This window comes from Devosia sp. BK, from assembly GCF_032907385.1.
Taxonomy (GTDB): Bacteria; Pseudomonadota; Alphaproteobacteria; order Rhizobiales; family Devosiaceae; genus Devosia.
The window spans coordinates 947,311-961,637 of record NZ_JAIMBX010000001.1; the positions used below are offsets into that span (position 1 = coordinate 947,311).

A 14,327-nucleotide genomic window follows, 5' to 3' on the forward strand; every position below is an offset into this window, starting at 1 on the left:
GAGCTCAGATTACGATTTTGGGTTCAGGCTGACCGGCGACGTCGAGGTCGATGGCAAAGACGCCACCGGCGACTTTTTCCTCGGCCAGTTGCTCGGCGCCTAGGGTCTTGGCGGCCGTGGTGATGAAGAGCGTCTTGAGATCCTTGCCGCCAAAAGCGGGGCAGGTGACCTGGCTGACGGGTACTTCGATGATGCGGTCGATCGATCCGTCCGGCGCATGGCGGACGACGCAATTGCCGCCCCATTTGGCGTTCCAGAGATAGCCTTCGCTGTCGACCACGGCGCCGTCGGGCCAGCCGCGGCCTTCGGATACGTCAGCGAAAAGTTCCCATTCGCCCGCCGGCAGGCCAGTTTCGGGATCGGTCGCGCATTTCAGGATTTTCTTGGTCGGCGTATCGGTGAAATAGGCGGTCTTGCCATCGGGCGAGAAGCAGGTCGCGTTGGGGATGGCGACGTTTTCGATGATCTTGGTCAGCTTGCCGGCGCGGTAATGATAGACCGAGCCCTCTTTGGGGCCCTCTTCCTTGACCATGGTGCCGATCCAGAAAGCACCGGAGGGATGCACGCGACAATCGTTGCTGCGATTGGCTTCATTATCGCGCTCGATGTCGATCAGGCGGTTGATGCCGCCGACATTGAGATCGAATTCGATCAGGCCGTTTTCGGTGGCGAGGACGAGGTTGTGTTCGTCGACGATGGCGGCCGCGGTTACCGTTTCGTTGAAGAGCCAGCTGTCCTCTATTTCGCCGCTTGCATTGGCGGCGAACAGGGACTGCTCATTGATATCGAACCAGAAGAGCTGCTGGCGGGCGGCGTGCCAGAACGGGCCTTCGCCCAGTTCGGATTTGCTGTCGATGAGAAGACGTGCCGTTTCGGTCATGCCTTGGCTCCCTTGTCATAGGCGGCGACGGCGGTAGCGGCGCGCTCGGCGACGTCGGCTACGCTCATGCCGGGTTTGTAAATATAAGTTCCGAGGCCGAAGCCGGCGCAGCCGACGGCGAAGAACTCGTCGAAATTGTCGGGATTGGCGCCACCGACGGCGTAGAGCGGCAGGGCAGGCGGCAGAACCGCTTTCATGGCCTTGATGCCCTTGGAGCCCAAGACTTCGGCGGGGAAGAATTTGAGGCCGGTTGCACCGGTGCGGATCGCCTTGAAGGCGTCGCTGGGCGAGAAGACGCCGGGATAGGATTTGAGGCCGAGACGCACAGTTTCGGCGATGACGGTTTCATTGGTATCGGGCGAGACGATGAAGGTGCCGCCGGCTGCTGCGACAGCGCGGACATTTTCTTCCGTGAGAACAGTGCCGGCCCCGATCTCGGCGCGGTCGCCCAGCGCCTTGGCGGCGCGCGAAATGCTCTCGATGGCGTTGGGCGAATTGAGCGGCACTTCTATCAGCGTGATACCGGCCTCGACGAGGGTTGTGCAGACCGGGACGGCTTCGTCATTGGTGATGCCGCGCAGGATGGCAATGATGTGGCGGTGGGACATAGGGAGTTTTCCTTCAAGCGGCGGCGCGGGCGGCCTTAAGGCCGGCGAGGACGACGGCGGTGGCATCGACGGGACGGCCGGCGGCACCGGCCATTTCGAGCACCTGGCCATAAAGCGAGCAGAGAACGTGCGAGCCGATAAGCGGCACCGGCTCGTTACCGATCTGGTGGCGATTGGCGGCAATTTCGGTGCCGATCAAAAGGCCCGAGAGATAGCCGGCGCACCAGGCGGGTGAGCGGCCGGAAACCAGCGCGCTGGCGCGGACGCGGAACAATTGGCCGAGGAGATCAGCGGGCCGCTCGAGGCCATCTCGCGCACCGGCAGAAAAGCCATCATTGCGCTCAGGGCCGTTTTGATCGCCGGTGAGCGAATGGCGCAGCACGGATTGGGTGGAGAGCAATTCGAACATTTCGCCGGTCATGGCCGTCGTAAAATGCTCGATTTTCGTGCCGTCGAGCAGCGCCCATTTCGAATGTGTGCCGGGCATACAGACGAGGCCGGAATAGCCGGGCAGGGTGGCTGCGAGCCCGAGGAGCTGGGTTTCTTCGCCACGCATGACGTTGTCGCCGCCTTGCCTTTGGCAGACGCCGGGCAGGATGGAGACGTTAAATTTGTCGGAGCCGCTATCGGGATGGACGGCGCCCCGAATGAGGCCGGAGAGGTCCGTCGGCGCTTCTAGATAGGGCGCTTCGAGCCAGCCCTGGCGGGCGCCGGCCATGCCGCAAACGACAACGTCGGTCTTTTCCGTCAGGGGAATATCGGCGAGCAATTCTGAAAGTGCGGCGGGAAATTCTTCGCGCGTCAGCTTGCCCATGCCTTTTGGCGAACTGCGCGAGGCAAGGACATTTCCAGCGTGATCGAGGGTCCAGCCGCGCAAATTGGACGTGCCCCAATCGACCGCAATCCAGGCAACAGATTCGCTCAAACAAGCCTCCTCGACGACCGCCTACACAATGCGGCGCGACCCTAATTGGGTTCTCGGCCCATGAACAGGGCCATCAGCGCAGGGGCTATCGGAGAGCTCAAATGTGTTCTCCGCGATTGGTAAGATTTTCAGAGCGTTCCGGCACATATGCCCCCTGTTACCCCACCCAAATCAATTGTATGATTTTTTCGATGGGAGCCGTTCACAGCGGCGCTTGCCGTGCTAAAACGGCAACCAGCAAGGCCCACGGTCCGCGCGCTGCGGACGGATAAGGAATTTGACGATGACGACTGATAACAGCGGCGCTCCGAAGAAGCTGCGTTCGCGCGCATGGTTCGACAATCCCGAAAACCCGGACATGACCGCGCTTTATCTCGAGCGCTATATGAATTTCGGCGTCTCGCGCGAAGAACTTCAGTCGGGCAAGCCGATCATCGGCATTGCGCAGACCGGTTCGGACCTCAGCCCCTGCAACCGTCACCACATGGTGCTGGCCGAGCGCGTGCGTGAGGGCATTCGCGAAGCTGGCGGTATCGCCATCGAATTCCCGGTGCATCCGATCCAGGAAACCGGCAAGCGCCCGACCGCGGGCCTTGACCGCAACCTCGCCTATCTCGGCCTCGTCGAAGTGCTTTATGGCTACCCGCTTGATGGCGTGGTGCTGACCATTGGTTGCGACAAGACGACCCCGGCCATGCTGATGGGCGCGGCGACCGTGAACATCCCGGCGATCGCGCTGTCGGTCGGGCCCATGCTCAATGGCTGGCACAAGGGCGAACGCACGGGTTCCGGCACGATCGTCTGGAAGGCGCGCCAGATGATGGCGGCGGGCGAGATCGACTATGCGCAGTTCATTGAACTCGTCGCGTCGTCGGCGCCGTCGACCGGCTATTGCAACACGATGGGTACGGCGACGACGATGAACTCGCTGGCCGAGTCGCTCGGCATGCAGTTGCCGGGCTCGGCAGCTATTCCCGCGCCGTATCGCGACCGCCAGGAAATGGCCTACCGGACCGGCAAGCGCATCGTCGACATGGTGCACGAGGATCTGAAACCCTCGGACATCCTGACTAAGGACAACTTCATCAACACCATCGTCGTCAATTCGGCGATCGGTGGCTCGACCAATGCGCCGATCCATATCCAGGCCATCGCCAAGCATATCGGCGTCGAGCTGGAACTGCAGGACTTCCAGACCTACGGCCACAAGGTGCCGCTCTTGGTGAACCTGCAGCCGGCTGGCGAATATCTCGGCGAAGATTACTACCATGCCGGCGGTGTGCCGGCGGTGGTAAACGAGCTGATGAAGCAGGGTCTCATTCGCGAGAACGCTCCGACCGTCAACGGCAAGACCATTGGCGAGAATTGCCGCAACACGACGATCCAGGACGATAAGGTCATCCGCCACTTCGACAATCCGCTCAAGGTGGATGCCGGCTTCCTCGTGCTGCGCGGCAATCTCTTTGACAGCGCGATCATGAAGACCAGCGTGATCTCGTCCGAGTTCCGTGAGCGCTACCTCGCCAATCCCGAGCATCCCGGCATGTTCGAAGGCAAGGCGGTGGTGTTCGATGGCCCTGAGGACTATCACCACCGCATCGACGATCCGGCGCTCGATATCGACGAAAACACGCTGCTCTTCATGCGCGGCGCTGGTCCGATCGGCTATCCGGGTGCGGCAGAAGTCGTCAACATGCGGCCGCCGGCCTACCTCATCAAGAAGGGCATCCATTCGCTCGCCTGTATCGGTGACGGCCGTCAGTCAGGCACGTCGGGTTCGCCTTCTATCCTCAATGCGTCTCCGGAAGCAGCTGCAGGCGGTAACCTTGCGATCCTCAAGACTGGTGACCGCGTCCGCATCGATCTGAACAAGGGCGAAGCCGATATCCTGATCTCGGCCGAAGAAATCGCGACCCGTCGCGCGGCGCTCGAGGCTGAAGGCGGCTACAAGTATCCCAAGCACCAGACGCCGTGGCAGGAAATCCAGCGCGGTATCGTCGGCCAGCTCGGCGAAGGCGCGATCCTGAAACCGGCTGAAAAGTACCAGCGGATTGCGCAGACAGAAGGCCTGCCAAGGGATAACCACTAGGATCGACCGTCATTCGGCCGATGCTGGTCTGCAAATGCCGGTCTCTTGCGCTTCCGGTGCTCACGTACTGATGTACGCTGCGCGCCGGTTCTCAGAGACCGACATTTTCGCCTCAGCCTAGGCCGACTACCGGCCAATCCTTCGGTGACCGAGTTAAAGGCCGGGCAGCACAGAGTGCCGCCCGGCCTTTTTTTTGGCTGACGGTTTTTCACGGTGACGGGCGGCCATTGGCTCTACCTGTTTAGACATTGGGAGCCAAAGGCCGCCGGTCACAGGATCCGGAGTTTGCAGCAGGTCCGGGATCAGGCGCGAACGTTATTTCGGTCGCGGCTGCCGTATTTCAACTCCCCGCCCGGATAGGCGCCCCCATCCACCGGCCATTCCGCCCGACCCTGCGTGGGAGCCGTGTGACTGGCGGAATGGGGAGAGTATGGGCGAGGTTTTGGGGAGCGGGGAGAAGATGGATAAGTATTTTGGGGTTTTGGGGTTTACCCCACCTAGCTTGCCATTCGGGCATAGCCCTCATGGCCCTCTCTCCTGAAGTTGCGCCACTGGCGCAATTTTGCCTGCGGCCGGATCGAAGCCATTAGTAGGAGGAGGGACGCATCGAGTTTGCCTAAGTGACAGCCCTTTTCACCGCTGAGATATGAAATCCGCTGCTGCAGGCTAATCGCACTCGGCGTAGAAACGCGATCGAGACTAAAGAATGTCACGCTCAATCCGGATAAGAGCTTAGATGTTCGTGGATGATGCGCCAAGCATCACCGCGCTTGGCGAGCACCGTGGTGCCTCGTCCTGATCCTTCGGCGTCTTTGCCATCGACCACAGCGCGCCAACAGAACCGATAGGTGCAGCTCGCTGCCGTGTCGCCGTCCGCGATCCAGGTGAGGTCTTCAAGCCAGTACGTCTCGTTCTCAAGACGCTGCCATGTTCGTTCGAAGGCACTGCGAATGGCATCGATGCCGGTGAAACTGCCTGAACTGAACCAGAAGACTGCATCGGAATCGATCAGCGGGACCAGCAATGAAAAGTCGTGATGGTTGATCAGGTCGGCATAAGCCGCCATCACCGTTTTGGGTGTGGCGGCGCCGGGCATTAGTATTTGCGGAGGAGGCCGACGAGGCGGCCTTGAACTTTCACGCGATCCGGCGGGAAGATGCGGGTCTCGTAGGCCGGGTTGGCAGCTTCGAGTGCGATAGTGTTGCCCTTGCGCCGGAGGCGTTTGAGGGTGGCCTCTTCGTCATCGACCAAGGCGACGATGATTTCTCCAGTGCTGGCCTGATCCTGTTTTTTGATAACGACCGTGTCGCCATCGAAAATGCCGGCGTCGATCATGGAGTCGCCGCGGACTTCCAACGCATAGTGTTCGCCCGCGCCAAGCATTTCAGGCGGGACCTGAATGGTGTGGGAATGAGTCTGGATCGCCTCGATGGGCGTACCGGCAGCGATGCGCCCCATGACGGGAATGGAGATCGGTCGGGCATAATCCTCGGCGGCGATACCGCGTGGCTGGGGCGCGCTAACTTTTCCGAGGCTGCCTTCGATAACCGACGGTTCAAACTTGGCTTTGCGCCCGCCGAGGGATGGGTTCATGGAATCCGGCAGCTTGACGACCTCGAGGGCTCTCGCCCGGTTGGGCAGGCGGCGGATGAAGCCACGCTCTTCGAGCGCAGTGATCAACCGATGGATGCCTGACTTCGACGCTAAATCCAGCGCATCCTTCATTTCGTCGAAGGATGGGGGAATGCCGCTTTCCTTCATCCGTTCGTGGATGAACATCAGCAATTCGTGTTGTTTGCGCGTCAGCATCGCCGGTGAGCCCTAGAATCGGAACGGATACGGAACGACTATATGTGTTCCGTCTATGTTCCGCAAGAGTCTCCCATCTTTGCCAAATAGAGGCGCAGTAGAGATTCTCGCTTTCGCCGGAAGACGTCGCGTCAGCGGCAAGACTAGAGCACGGCGGCGAGGTCTTTCGCCAGTTGGGCGAGTTCGGCGTCGTCAGCACGGCCGCTGGCATGGGCGCCGAGGGCGGTGCCCTCGTAGGCAGGGATCAGATGGAAATGGAGATGAAAGACGGTCTGGCCAGCCGGGGCCTCGTTGAACTGGGCGAGGCGGATGCCGTCGGCTTTCGTTACAGTCTGCAGGGCCTTGGCGACGCGTTGGACGAGCGGCATCACCGCCGAAAGGGCCGCGGGATCGGCATCGAGAAGGTTACGCGATGGGGCCTTGGGAATTACGAGGGTGTGACCCTTGGACTGCGGAAAAATGTCGAGCATGACGAGGGCCGTGTCGTCCTCGTAGACCTTGTGGCAAGGTAGTTCGCCCTTGAGGATTTTGGCGAAGATATTGGTTGGGTCGTAGGTCATCAAAGCCTCGGATTATTCGGCAGCGGCGAGCGCTTCGTCGCCGGCATTGTTGGCATATCGGAAGCGGAAGAAATTGAGGACGGCAAGGCCGGTAAGGGTCACCGGTACATATTTGAAGCCGCGGGTGATGAAGAAGAGAGCGATGCCGACCGCCGTTTCCGCCGACATCGCGCCCTTGCCCATGGCGGAGGTGAAGGAGGAGGGGACAATGTGGCGATAGATGAGGTCGTCGGAGCGATAATAGTGGCGGGCGCGGGCAGCGAAGGCGCGCTTCGAACTGGAATAATCGCGCAATTCATCCATGCCCATATCGCCGTGAAATTCGACCTCGGAGCCGAGCGCCCAGACCTCCGGCGCGAGGAGCCTATCCTTGCCCATGAGGGTGAAGCGCTCGATCAGGTCGCGAAACGTGACGTAATTGGCGTTCCAGCAATCGTCCGTTTTGGCGCCGTGCGAAAGGATCAGAACGTCGGCGCGCGCGAGCTTTTCGTCCATCGCGGCGTAATTTCCGGCGGTGAAATCGACGCCGGACTTTGCCGTTTCGACAATGCCGCCCCGCTTTTCGAGTGCTTTGACCATGGCCGAGCCGAAGGCGCCGCTTGCGCCGGTGATGAGGAAGCGCCGGCCAGCAATCTGGCAGGTGGTGCCGACCAGGAGATCAAAGGTGTTGGCAAAGGACGAGAAGAAATTGTGCGGATAGACGTGGTGCATCGCGTGGTAATTGTTGTTTACCCACAAGAGGCCCTGTTTGCCGCCCACGCGGTCCATCGACATGTGATTGTAGTCGAGCCCTTCCTCGCGAAGGGTCAGGGCGAACATGACCGTGCGGATGACGGCAACGACGGCCACGGGCTGCCAGGGCAGCGCCAGGAGGAACAGCGCGATTGCGGCCATCGAGGTAAAGTATTCGGGCAGGACGTGAAACCAGATATTCTGGCGGGCATAGGCCGGATTGACCTGCATATCGAGGCCAAGGAATTTATGGTGGACCCAGTGCCAGGACGAGAAGGTGCGCAGCAGCGGGATCTCGGAATTTTCCCAGCGGTGCAGCAGCCAGTGCAGGGTGTCGAACAGGGTCGTTGCCACTACGAAGACGAGAAGGGCTTCGAGAATGAAGGCTACGACATCCCACAAATCCATTAGTCCCGGGTCTCCTGATCACTTGATGCGCGCTGTCTAGCACAATCGATCGGCTGGGGCTAACGCTCCTGCCGATCGCCGCGCCGGTATGGCGTAAACCCTTCAAGCGCCTCTTGTTCCCGCTCGACGGCGGGACGTTCCGCCTCGAGATAATCCGCTACCGCGTCGCGTAAACCCGCGTGAGCGATCCAGTGAACGGAGTGGGTGGTGACGGGAGTGTAGCCGCGCGCCAGCTTGTGTTCGCCTTGTGCGCCGGCCTCTACGACCGCAAGCTTGTGGGCGATGGCAAAGTCGATGGCCTGATAGTAGCAGATCTCGAAATGGAGAAAGGGGACTTCGCGCGTCGAGCCCCAATTGCGACCGTAGAGGCGATCCCTGCCGATGAAATTGATGGCCCCGGCAATGGGTTCGTCGCCATCGTAGGCGAAGATCAGCACGATCCGATCGGCCATATACTGGCCAAGGAGCGAGAAAAATTTCCGGTTGAGGTAAGGCTGGCCCCATTTGCGCGCGCCGGTGTCTTCATAAAAATCGAAGAAGGCGTCCCAGTGATGCTCCTTGATTTCATCGCCCCGCAGCCATTTGACGGTCAAGCCATCAGCAAGCGCATCGCGGCGTTCTCGGCGGATGGTCTTGCGCTTGCGCGAGGATAGCGTTTCGAGAAAATCTTCGAAGGTCGCAAAGCCCTGGTTGTGCCAATGGAATTGAGTGTCGACGCGGCCAAGCCAGCCAGTTGCTTCGGCAATGTCGGCATCTTCATCGGGCAGAAAGGTGAGGTGCACCGACGAAGCGTTGCGCTGCAAGGCGAGCTGCTGCGCCGTTTCGAGGAGTGCGGTTTTGATCTCGATTCTGTCGGACGGGACCAGGAGCTTTGGGGCGGTTGCGGGCGTGAAGGGCACTGAACCCTGGAGCTTGGGATAATAATGCCCGCCGGCGCGCTCGAGGGCCTGGGCCCAGCCATGGTCGAAGACGTATTCGCCCATGGAATGGGATTTGAGGAACAGCGGCAAAAGGCCGACGGGCGTGTCGCCTTCCGAAACCACGACGTGTTGCGGTTGCCAGCCGGTACGGCCGGTGGCGCAGCCTGATTCTTCGAGCGCGCGGAAAAAAGCGAAGTCGAGGAACGGATTGTCGGGCACGCCATCGGTGCCCGGCACGAGTGCGTTCCACACGTCGGCCCCGATGGATGCCGTTGTGGGATGAATGGTGGCAGTCAGATTATTGGGAGACACTGTCCGGGTTGAACCCTTCGAACACGATCTGGTCGATGTAGGGGCGCGCGGCCTCTGCTTCAACCTTAGACCGGATCGTCCAGGCGGTCACGGGCTTGCCGAGCGCGCGCCAAAAGGTGATCGCGGGCAGGGTCAGGGCGTTCTTGTCGCAAGAGATGAAGTCGAACTGCGTCTCATGCCAGTGGAGAAGGTGGCGCATTGTGTAGCGCTCGTCTTCGGTGATCTCCGGAGGGTAGTCCTCTCCCTCATAGTCATAGGTGATGATGCCGCGCGGACCGGAGAAGCCGTAGTCGCGGATGAGGGTGATAAGCTTGGGATCAAATGATTCGACGGTGACGGGGCCGGCATATTTCGCCAGGGCGTCAGTGGCGACGCGGGCAAGGCGCTGAGTGGCTTCCTTGGTCGGCTGGTGCTTGAGCTCGATCTGAAGGAGGGCGCGGCCAGCGATCTGCTCGAGAAAGGCGTCGAGGGTCTGCGGACGATCGCCGGCGGCGCTGTCTAGGAGCGTCATCGCGGTCATTTCAGCGATGGTGCGGTCGCTGACGAGGCCGGTTTCGCCGGTCAGGCGCTCAAGCTTTTCGTCGTGGAAGACCACCGCATGGCCATCGCTGGTCAGTTGCAGGTCGCACTCAATGGCAAAGTTGCCCGCAATAGCGGCGGCAAAGGCGCTGGCGCTGTTTTCAATGACGCCGTTGGCGCGATCATGGAGGCCACGATGGGCGACGGGGCGGGGAAAGAGCGGTTCGGTCATGGTGAAAGTCTGCCAGCGAGAGTGGAGGCGTGGGGTTCGCACGCCTCCGTGACAGTGTGATTGCAGTTCGGCTTAGACTTCCACGACCGCGTCGATTTCTACGGCAGCGCCAAAGGGCAGGGAGGTGACGCCGAAAGCTGCGCGGGCATGCTTGCCATTTTCGCCGAGGATGGCGACGAGCAGGTTCGAAGCGCCATTGGCGACAAGGTGCTGTTCTGTGAAGTCATCGGCGGAACACACGAGAACCGTGAGCTTCAAGATTTTCTTGATGTCCTGGAGCTGAACGCCAGCCGTGTGGACGATGTGTGCGAGAACGTTGAGAATGGCGAGTTCGGCAGCATTGCCGCCCTGCTGCACATTCATCGTGTCGCCAAGGCGCCCCTCGACGACGCCGGCTTCGCCAATCGAAATCTGGCCTGACACATAGATCAGATTGCCGCTGCGGGTAACGGGGACATAGCTGGCGACAGGCGCCTTGGCGGCTGGCAGCTCATAGCCATATTCGCGGAGCTTTTGGATCGGATCGGTCATCTGGTCTTACCTTCCAGGTCTTCTGCTTCTTCTTCGGATGCCGGAGCCGAAAGAGTTTCGGACCGGTTGGTGTAAAGCTTGCCGCGAACGACCGCCGTGCGGCCGAAGCGGGATCGGACGCGGTCCATGGCCCGTTCCGCTGCAGCCTTCCGGGCCACTTGTGGTTCCAGAAGGTCGCTGGGGTCAGACCCATCTGCCGCATCGAGACCCGAGACACCGATGCCAATCAAGCGAAAGGACGTTCCGTCCGCTTCACGCTGCAACAGGGTCAGGCCGGCTTCGTAGAGGACGTTTGCAAGCTGTGTCGGCATCATCAGGTGTCTCGCCCGCGTGCGCAACTTAAATCCCGTGGTCTTGAGCTTGAGCGTCACTGTGTCGCCAACGAGCGACTTTCTTTTCAGCCGCTCAGACAGGCGTTCGCTGCATTTAAGAAGTTCGGTCGATAATTCTTCGAGTGTCGCGAGGTCGCGATTAAAGGTCGTTTCGGATGAGACGGTCTTCATTTCTCCATCGATAGAGACCCGGCGACTGTCCTGGCCTTGCGACAGCCGTGCAAGGCGCGCGCCTGATTCTCCATAGAGCCGCATGAGCTGCACCGGGTCTTCCTGCTGAAGCTGGCCGATGGTGTGATAGCCGTCTTTCTTGAGCGTTTCGGAGAACACCTTGCCAACGCCGTAGATTAGGCTGATCGGCCTTGGCGCGAGGAAAGACAGGGTTTCAGCGGCACCGATGACGGCAAATCCGCGTGGCTTATCGAGATCTGAGGCGACCTTGGCGAGGAATTTATTGTGGCTGAGACCGACTGAGATCGAAACGCCGATCTCTTCCTCGATGGCGCGCGAAAAACGCGCCAATGTCAGAGCCGGGGCGGCTTTGTGGACCTTTTCGGTGCCCGTCAGATCCATGAAGGCTTCGTCGATGGAGATGGGTTCGACGAGTGGGGTCAAGGCATCCATGTGGCGGCGGATTTGCCGGCTGACATCGACATACTTGGCCATGTTCGGCTTGATGATTACGGCGTCGGGGCAGAGTTCACGCGCCTTGAACATGGGCATTGCGGAGCGCACGCCGAACTGGCGGGCAATGTAGCAACAGGTGGAAACAACGCCCCGCGTGCCGCCGCCGATGATGAGAGGACGGTCGCGCAGGCTCGGGTCGTCCCGCTTTTCGACTGAAGCGTAGAACGCGTCGCAATCGACGTGGGCGATGGAGAGGCTCAAAAGCTCCGCGTGACTGCGAATGCGGGGCGAACCGCATTTCGGACAGCGGCGCGGTTCAGGCGCTGTCGATCCAAAGTTCAGACAATCGCGGCAGAGCCAATCCATCGTGCCGCGTTATCCGCTTGGATTGAGCTTGTGCCAAAGATGCATGAACGATTCCGGCGTTATGCCGGCATTGGCACAGAGCGCGAGAAGAATCGGTTCGTTTGAGGCAAAGTAATCGATGAGGCCGGTTTGCAGGCGCTTGGTGCCGACGGCCTGTCGAAGCGACTGCGGATCGAACCCGGCAAACTGCATGAAAGCTAGCAGCTCTTCAGGATTTTCGGCAAGATAACCGAGGCAGGCGTCAGCAACCGTGGCGAGATCGGGCGTTGACGGTTTGGCGAGGGGCACGGAAAGGCCTCATTTGAGGTTTTGTAACGGTTTCAATGTTACCCCATGCATTCGGGGAAGCGAAGAGCCGTGGATATATGGCCGGATAATCGGCCAGCATGCCAGGCGCGCAAGTGAGGACCAATGTCCAAGACTGTCATGATCGTGGAAGACAATGAGCTGAATATGAAGCTCTTCAACGATCTCCTCGAATCGCGCGGCTATCGCGTCATCCAGACACGGAACGGCCTCGAAGCGCTTGATTTGGCTCGTGCCCATATGCCCGACCTGATCCTTATGGATATCCAATTGCCTGAAGTTTCGGGGTTGGTGGTGACCAAGTGGCTCAAGGATGACGAGCACCTCGCGCATATTCCTGTGATTGCCGTCACCGCCTTTGCGATGAAGGGCGACGAAGAGCGCATTCTGCAAGGCGGTTGTGAGGGTTACATCAGTAAACCCATCTCCGTGTCTCACTTTCTGGAAACCATTGCTGGCTACATTGGACCAGCCTGACCAGATCGGGGCATGTCTCTGATCTGATTGGTATGCCCGGTCGCTTGAAGCGATCGGACTGGGGCGTGATTGCGGGAGAACTGACGTGACGGCGCGCGTATTGATTGTCGACGACATTCCAACGAATGTCCGGTTGCTCGAAGCGCGCCTAACGGCCGAATATTTTGAAGTTCTGACAGCATCTTCCGGGGCTCAGGCGCTCGAAATCTGCGAGACGGCCGAGATCGACATCGTGCTGCTCGACGTGATGATGCCGGTGATGGACGGGTTCGAAGTCTGCCGGCGGCTCAAGTCCAATCCCAAAACCCACCATGTGCCGGTGCTGATGATCACCGCGCTCGATCAGCCTTCTGATCGCGTGAAGGGGCTCGAGGCGGGGGCAGACGACTTTCTGACCAAGCCGGTCGACGATACGCAGCTCATGGCGCGCGTTAAGAGCCTGTCGCGCCTCAAATCCTTGACTGACGAATTGCGTGCCCGCGCGATGACCGGCCAGCAGATCGCCATCGAAGATGCGCTGCGGGCGATGGATACGATTTCGGCGAGCGGCGGATCGGTGTTGATCATCGACAGTGATCGCCGCCATGCAGAACGCGTGCAGAGTTACCTCTCTGAAGAACACAAGGTCGACATTCTGCACGAGCCCGCAGACGCGGTTTTCCAAGTCACCGGAACAACTTACGAGCTGGTTCTCGTCAGCATGGCGCTTGGGGATTTCGACCCGCTGCGGGTTGCCTCGCAGGTGCGCACCATCGACCATTCGCGCAACATTCCCATCATCCTGATGGCGGATGACGGCGACAAGGCGCGGGTGGTGCGGGCGCTGGATCTGGGGATCAACGATTTCATCAGCCGGCCCATAGAGCGGAACGAACTGAAGGCCCGGGTGCGGACGCAAATCCGGCGGCATCGCTACGCCATGGAGCTGCGCGAAAGCGTCAATCATTCGATCGCCATGGCGGTGACCGATGACCTGACCGGTCTCTACAATCGCCGCTATTTCGATAGACATCTCAATGTGTTGCTGGGCAAGGCCCAGAGCCAGGACAAGAACCTGGCGGTGATGATTCTCGACATCGATCACTTCAAATCGGTCAACGACACCTATGGGCACGATGCCGGTGACGTGGTGCTCAAGGAGTTCTCGGCGCGGATGAAGCGGAATATCCGCGGGGTGGATCTGGCCTGCCGGTTTGGCGGCGAGGAATTCGTGGTGCTGATGCCCGATACGGACGTGCTGAACGCCGAGCTGGTGGCAGAGCGCGTGCGGCAGGCTATTGCCGAAAAGTCTTTTGATATCAAAGGGCAGCGGCCGTTGACGGTGACGGTATCGGTTGGCGTTTCGTTCAATGAGACGCTCGCGGATACGCCGGAAAGCCTGATCAAGCGGGCGGACCTCGCGCTTTATCGTGCCAAGCGTGAAGGGCGGAACCGGGTTATCCTTGACGCCGCTTGATAAAATGCGATGCGTTAGGGTTATCTGTTATAATTAACAAGAGGTTACCGCTACGCAAGCGACGGATCCGCTTGAGTTTTTCAGGCCTTAAAGTAGGTTGAATTTCAGACAGCAGCGGCTAACGGCCCAGCAGTCTTAGAGATCCCTACGGCTTTTCTCAGGTCCGCCGCAACTCCTGAGTTCCGTAGGGCGGTTGGTCCGGACGCGGCGAGAGTGGCCTCTTCGACGTGCCGCTCCG

At 60.1% G+C, this 14,327-nt stretch carries 15 protein-coding genes; 3 read left to right on the plus strand and 12 right to left on the minus strand.

The features are described from left to right. Nucleotides 1–4: 4 nt before the first annotated feature. The 3 genes from DevBK_RS04585 to DevBK_RS04595 are packed head-to-tail and all read right to left on the minus strand — an operon-like array spanning nucleotide 5 to nucleotide 2,413. Nucleotides 5–880 carry an SMP-30/gluconolactonase/LRE family protein gene (locus DevBK_RS04585; protein ID WP_317184614.1) on the minus strand — a complete coding sequence of 292 codons (876 nt, stop codon included), beginning with the start codon at nucleotides 878–880 and terminating at the stop codon, nucleotides 5–7. After that, nucleotides 877–1,488, minus strand: coding sequence for a 2-dehydro-3-deoxy-6-phosphogalactonate aldolase (locus DevBK_RS04590; protein WP_317184615.1), 612 nt, complete (start codon nucleotides 1,486–1,488; stop codon nucleotides 877–879). The genes DevBK_RS04585 and DevBK_RS04590 overlap by 4 nt, the downstream gene beginning before the upstream one ends. Nucleotides 1,489–1,501: 13 nt before the next feature. After that, complete coding sequence (locus DevBK_RS04595) at nucleotides 1,502–2,413, minus strand: 2-dehydro-3-deoxygalactonokinase (protein ID WP_317184616.1); 912 nt, start codon at nucleotides 2,411–2,413, stop codon at nucleotides 1,502–1,504. A gap of 283 nt (nucleotides 2,414–2,696) precedes the next feature. Here DevBK_RS04595 and DevBK_RS04600 point away from each other — a divergent pair, with 283 nt between their 5' ends. Next, nucleotides 2,697–4,502: an IlvD/Edd family dehydratase gene (locus DevBK_RS04600; protein ID WP_317184617.1), complete on the plus strand. Its 1,806-nt coding sequence runs from the start codon at nucleotides 2,697–2,699 to the stop codon at nucleotides 4,500–4,502. A 715-nt stretch (nucleotides 4,503–5,217) separates the two neighbouring features. Here the strand turns inward: DevBK_RS04600 and DevBK_RS04605 are convergent. The 9 genes from DevBK_RS04605 to DevBK_RS04645 all read right to left on the minus strand — a co-directional run bounded on the left by DevBK_RS04605 (nucleotide 5,218) and on the right by DevBK_RS04645 (nucleotide 12,138). After that, complete coding sequence (locus tag DevBK_RS04605; RefSeq protein ID WP_317184618.1) at nucleotides 5,218–5,598, minus strand: nuclear transport factor 2 family protein; 381 nt, start codon at nucleotides 5,596–5,598, stop codon at nucleotides 5,218–5,220. Beyond that, complete coding sequence (lexA, locus tag DevBK_RS04610) at nucleotides 5,598–6,311, minus strand: transcriptional repressor LexA (protein ID WP_062630320.1); 714 nt, start codon at nucleotides 6,309–6,311, stop codon at nucleotides 5,598–5,600. Before lexA ends, DevBK_RS04605 begins: the two co-directional genes overlap by 1 nt. A 143-nt stretch (nucleotides 6,312–6,454) precedes the next feature. Next, a complete protein-coding gene (locus DevBK_RS04615; RefSeq protein WP_410494038.1) occupies nucleotides 6,455–6,874 on the minus strand; it encodes an HIT family protein in 420 nt (139 codons plus the stop codon). A 9-nt stretch (nucleotides 6,875–6,883) separates the two neighbouring features. After that, nucleotides 6,884–8,011, minus strand: coding sequence for a hypothetical protein (locus DevBK_RS04620; RefSeq protein ID WP_317184620.1), 1,128 nt, complete (start codon nucleotides 8,009–8,011; stop codon nucleotides 6,884–6,886). Nucleotides 8,012–8,070: 59 nt separating this feature from the next. Further along, a complete protein-coding gene (locus DevBK_RS04625; RefSeq protein WP_410494039.1) occupies nucleotides 8,071–9,243 on the minus strand; it encodes a GNAT family N-acetyltransferase in 1,173 nt (390 codons plus the stop codon). Next, nucleotides 9,230–9,994, minus strand: a complete 765-nt coding sequence (locus DevBK_RS04630; protein ID WP_317184621.1) for a glycerophosphodiester phosphodiesterase family protein — start codon at nucleotides 9,992–9,994, stop codon at nucleotides 9,230–9,232. The genes DevBK_RS04625 and DevBK_RS04630 overlap by 14 nt, the downstream gene beginning before the upstream one ends. Nucleotides 9,995–10,066: 72 nt before the next feature. Continuing rightward, nucleotides 10,067–10,525: a RidA family protein gene (locus DevBK_RS04635; RefSeq protein WP_062630315.1), complete on the minus strand. Its 459-nt coding sequence runs from the start codon at nucleotides 10,523–10,525 to the stop codon at nucleotides 10,067–10,069. Further along, the gene (locus DevBK_RS04640; RefSeq protein ID WP_317184622.1) at nucleotides 10,522–11,850 is read right to left on the minus strand and encodes a DNA polymerase IV; all 1,329 of its coding nucleotides are present in this window, start codon (nucleotides 11,848–11,850) and stop codon (nucleotides 10,522–10,524) included. The genes DevBK_RS04635 and DevBK_RS04640 overlap by 4 nt, the downstream gene beginning before the upstream one ends. A 9-nt stretch (nucleotides 11,851–11,859) precedes the next feature. Then, the gene (locus DevBK_RS04645; RefSeq protein ID WP_061911467.1) at nucleotides 11,860–12,138 is read right to left on the minus strand and encodes a DUF3572 family protein; all 279 of its coding nucleotides are present in this window, start codon (nucleotides 12,136–12,138) and stop codon (nucleotides 11,860–11,862) included. 123 nt (nucleotides 12,139–12,261) lie between these two features. On the opposite strand from DevBK_RS04645, the gene DevBK_RS04650 reads away from it, so the two are divergent. Beyond that, nucleotides 12,262–12,633, plus strand: a complete 372-nt coding sequence (locus tag DevBK_RS04650) for a response regulator (protein ID WP_317184623.1) — start codon at nucleotides 12,262–12,264, stop codon at nucleotides 12,631–12,633. Nucleotides 12,634–12,718: 85 nt separating this feature from the next. After that, complete coding sequence (locus tag DevBK_RS04655; protein ID WP_317184624.1) at nucleotides 12,719–14,089, plus strand: PleD family two-component system response regulator; 1,371 nt, start codon at nucleotides 12,719–12,721, stop codon at nucleotides 14,087–14,089. Nucleotides 14,090–14,327 lie beyond the last annotated feature (238 nt).